This window comes from Mesorhizobium sp. M7A.F.Ca.CA.002.04.1.1 (assembly GCF_004022805.1).
Classification (GTDB): Bacteria; Pseudomonadota; Alphaproteobacteria; order Rhizobiales; family Rhizobiaceae; genus Mesorhizobium; species Mesorhizobium ciceri.
The window spans coordinates 1-2,816 of sequence record NZ_RZPL01000721.1; the positions used below are offsets into that span (position 1 = coordinate 1).

3 protein-coding genes are annotated in these 2,816 nt (G+C 60.9%); all 3 read right to left on the reverse strand.

Going from position 1 to position 2,816, the window contains the following annotated elements; genetic code table 11:
• Positions 1 to 1,494, reverse strand: a 1,494-nt coding sequence (gene fusA, locus ENZ75_RS27360; protein ID WP_128278456.1) for an elongation factor G, incomplete at its 3' end; no start/stop codon positions are given.
• A gap of 29 nt (positions 1,495 to 1,523) precedes the next feature.
• Positions 1,524 to 1,994 carry a 30S ribosomal protein S7 gene (gene rpsG, locus ENZ75_RS27365; RefSeq protein ID WP_008875664.1) on the reverse strand — a complete coding sequence of 157 codons (471 nt, stop codon included), beginning with the start codon at positions 1,992 to 1,994 and terminating at the stop codon, positions 1,524 to 1,526.
• A gap of 60 nt (positions 1,995 to 2,054) precedes the next feature.
• Positions 2,055 to 2,426, reverse strand: coding sequence for a 30S ribosomal protein S12 (gene rpsL, locus ENZ75_RS27370; RefSeq protein WP_006333356.1), 372 nt, complete (start codon positions 2,424 to 2,426; stop codon positions 2,055 to 2,057).
• Between the last annotated feature and the right edge of the window lie 390 nt (positions 2,427 to 2,816).

The following is a 2,816-nucleotide window of genomic DNA, read 5'->3' on the forward strand; positions in this document are numbered from 1 at the left end:
GTCCTGCTCGTGCTTGCGGGTGATCGTCTCGCGATAGGCCACCTGCGGTGCGCCGACATTGGCCTCGACCTTGAACTCGCGACGCATGCGGTCGACGATGATGTCGAGGTGGAGTTCGCCCATGCCGGAAATGATTGTCTGGCCGCTTTCCTCGTCGGTCTTGACGCGGAAGGACGGATCCTCGGCGGCCAGGCGATGAAGGGCGAGGCCCATCTTTTCCTGGTCGTTCTTGGTCTTCGGCTCGATGGCGATCTGGATGACCGGATCGGGGAATTCCATGCGCTCGAGGATGACCGGATGCAGCGGATCGCTCAGCGTGTCGCCGGTGGTCGTGTCCTTGAGACCGGCAAGAGCAACGATATCGCCGGCAAAAGCCTCTTCGACGTCGGCGCGCGAGTTCGCATGCATCTGCAGCATGCGGCCGATGCGCTCTTTCTTGCCCTTCACGGTGTTGTCGACCGAGATGCCCTTGGTGAGCCTGCCCGAATAGATGCGCGCAAAGGTCAGCGAACCGACGAACGGGTCGTTCATGATCTTGAAGGCGAGCATCGACAGCGGCTCGTTGTCGTCGGCATGACGCTCGATCTCGGCGTCGGTCTTGGCATCGACGCCCTTGATGGCGGGAACATCGGCCGGCGACGGCAGATATTCGACAACGGCGTCGAGCAGCGGCTGCACGCCCTTGTTCTTGAAGGCCGAGCCACAGAACATCGGGTAGAACTTGACCGCGATGGTGCCCTTGCGGATCAGCGCGCGAATCTCGTCATTCGACGGCATCTTGCCTTCGAGGTAATTCTCAAGCGCCGTCTCGTCCATTTCGACGGCAGCCTCGATCATCTTCTCGCGGTATTCTTCGGCACGAGCCTTGAGGTCGTCCGGGATCTCGACGATGTCCCAGGCAGCGCCCAGCGTCTCGTCGCGCCAGACCAGCGCGTTCATCTCGACGAGGTCGACAACGCCCTTGAACTCGGTCTCGGCGCCAATCGGCAGCTGCATGACAACAGCATGCGCACCGAGGCGCGAGCCGATCATCTCGACCGAGCGATAGAAGTCGGCGCCGATCTTGTCCATCTTGTTGCAGAAGATCATGCGCGGAACGCGATATTTGTCGGCCTGGCGCCAGACAGTCTCGGTCTGCGGCTCAACACCGGCATTGGCATCGAGCAGCGCGATGGCGCCGTCGAGCACGCGCAGCGAACGCTCGACCTCGATGGTGAAGTCGACGTGGCCGGGGGTGTCGATGATGTTGAAGCGGTGCATCTTGCCGTCACGAGCCTTCCAGAAGGTCGTGGTCGCGGCGGACGTGATGGTGATGCCGCGCTCCTGCTCCTGCTCCATCCAATCCATGGTGGCAGCGCCGTCGTGGACTTCGCCGATCTTGTGCGACTTGCCCGTGTAGTAGAGGACGCGCTCGGTGGTCGTCGTCTTGCCGGCGTCAATATGCGCCATGATACCGAAATTGCGGTAGTCTTCGATTTTGTATTCGCGGGCCATCGTAGCTGCCTCTCAGTCTCGTTCGCGCTTTACCAGCGGTAGTGCGCGAAAGCGCGGTTGGCTTCAGCCATCTTGTGGGTGTCTTCACGCTTCTTGACAGCGGTGCCGCGGTTGTTGGCCGCGTCCATCAGCTCGCCGGAGAGGCGGTCGACCATCGTGGTCTCGTTGCGGTTGCGGGCCGCAGCAATCAGCCAGCGAATGGCCAATGCCTGGCGGCGCTCGGGGCGCACGTCGACCGGAACCTGGTAGGTGGCGCCGCCGACACGACGCGAACGCACTTCCACATGCGGCGCGACATTGTCGAGCGCCTGATGGAAGACGGTGACCGGCTCCTGCTTGGTCTTCGACTGAACCTGGTCGAGCGCGCCGTAGACGATGGTCTCGGCGACCGACTTCTTGCCGTCATACATGACGGCGTTCATGAACTTGGTGACGATCAGATCGCCGAACTTCGGGTCCGGATTGATCTCACGCTTTTCTGCACTGTGACGACGCGACATGGCTTTTGTCTCTCAATCTCATAGCCCGACGCACTCAAGGAGCGCCAAGGCCGGAAAATCTTACTTCGGACGCTTGGCGCCGTACTTCGAACGGCGCTGCTTGCGGTTCTTCACACCCTGCGTGTCGAGCACGCCGCGGATGATGTGGTAGCGAACGCCCGGAAGATCCTTGACGCGGCCGCCGCGGATCATCACCACGGAGTGCTCCTGAAGGTTGTGGCCTTCGCCGGGGATGTACCCGATCACTTCAAAACCATTGGTCAGGCGGATCTTGGCCACCTTGCGCAGCGCCGAGTTCGGCTTCTTCGGCGTCGTTGTATAGACGCGCGTGCAGACGCCCCGCTTCTGCGGGTTCTGCTGCATGGCCGGGACCTTGTTGCGCTTCACCGGCGCAATGCGCGGCTTGCGGATCAGCTGGTTGACGGTAGGCATTAAACCCTCTTGTCTCTCAATTCCGTGTCTCGCCCGGTCAGGGCCGCTCAAAGCGTCATTTCCATACGCAAATTCGGGCCATAAACCGCGCCTCGCGGTCTTGCCCGAACAAAAGGCAGAGGAAGCGGAAGCCGCTTCGTGCACGCCGGAAATGTCTTTTCGCTCGTAAAACGAACCCTGTTTGAGGCAAACTCCAAAGCGTGTCGCTTCGGAAGGGAGAGCCTCACATCGGTTCTGACTGGGCGGCTTCTACCCGTAAGACCGCGGACCGTCAAGCCCGGAGCACCAAATATTGCGCGCCGACCAAGGCTTGGCAGCCATGCGAAAACCGCATGTAATTTTCTTTCGCATTTTTGCAAGAGCGAGGAAGAAAGTGACAAGCCTTCAGGC

Excerpts from the sequence above, each read along its gene's own strand:
- rpsG (WP_008875664.1), bottom strand. The coding sequence starts at position 1,994 with ATGTCGCGTCGTCACAGTGCAGAAAAGCGTGAGATCAATCCGGACCCG.
- rpsL (WP_006333356.1), bottom strand. The coding sequence starts at position 2,426 with ATGCCTACCGTCAACCAGCTGATCCGCAAGCCGCGCATTGCGCCGGTG.